The sequence below is a fragment of the Streptomyces javensis genome (assembly GCF_039525925.1).
In the GTDB taxonomy this organism is placed as follows: domain Bacteria; phylum Actinomycetota; class Actinomycetes; order Streptomycetales; family Streptomycetaceae; genus Streptomyces; species Streptomyces asiaticus.
In genome coordinates this window covers 1-999 of the sequence record NZ_BAAAIF010000252.1, presented here as the reverse complement: position 1 = coordinate 999, position 999 = coordinate 1, and the positions used below count along the sequence as shown (strand labels likewise).

At 70.5% G+C, this 999-nt stretch carries 1 protein-coding gene; it reads right to left on the bottom strand.

Annotated features, from left to right (window positions below):
• Window position 1 precedes the first annotated feature (1 nt).
• On the bottom strand, window positions 2-964 hold the full coding sequence (locus tag ABD329_RS47815; protein WP_344318292.1) for an electron transfer flavoprotein subunit alpha/FixB family protein: 963 nt from the start codon (window positions 962-964) through the stop codon (window positions 2-4).
• Window positions 965-999: the final 35 nt, after the last annotated feature.

Here is a 999-nt window from a genome sequence, read left to right as displayed (position 1 = left end):
GTCAGCCCTTGCGGGTCTTGACCTCCTCGGTCAGCTGCGGGACGACCTCGAAGAGGTCGCCGACCACGCCGTAGTCGACCAGGTCGAAGATCGGGGCCTCGGCGTCCTTGTTGACGGCCACGATGGTCTTCGAGGTCTGCATACCGGCGCGGTGCTGGATCGCGCCCGAGATACCCGCCGCGATGTACAACTGCGGCGAGACCGTCTTGCCGGTCTGCCCCACCTGGTTGGTATGCGGGTACCAGCCCGCGTCCACCGCGGCACGCGAGGCACCCACGGCCGCACCGAGGGAGTCGGCCAAAGCCTCGACAACGGGGAAGTTCTCCGCGCCGCCCACACCACGGCCACCGGAGACCACGATCGCGGCCTCGGTCAGATCCGGACGGCCCGTCGACTCACGCGGCGTACGCGAGACGACCTTCGTGCCGGTGGCCTGCTCCGAGAAGGACACCTCCAGTGCCTCGACCGCGCCCGCGGCCGGGGCGGCCTCCACGGCGGCCGAGTTGGGCTTGACGGTGATCACCGGAGTGCCCTTGCTGACCCGGGACTTGGTGGTGAAGGCGGCGGCGAACACCGACTGCGTGGCCACCGGCCCCTCCTCCCCGGCCTCCAGGTCGACGGCGTCGGTGATGATGCCCGACCCGATGCGGACCGCGAGGCGCGCCGCGATCTCCTTGCCCTCCGCGGAGGACGGGAACAGCACAGCGGACGGCGACACGGCCTCGTAGGCGGCCTGGAGCGCGTCCACCTTCGGGACGACGAGGTAGTCGGCGAACTCGGGCGCGTCGGCGGTCAGGACCTTCACCGCGCCGTGCTCGGCGAGGGCGGACGCGGTGTTCTCGGCACCAGCACCCAGGGAGACCGCGACGGGCTCGCCGATGCGGCGGGCCAGGGTCAGCAGCTCCAGGGTGGGCTTGCGGACGGCACCGTCCACGTGGTCGACGTAGACAAGGACTTCAGCCATGGGAATCGCTCTCCTGCGACATGCGAAAGATCTGG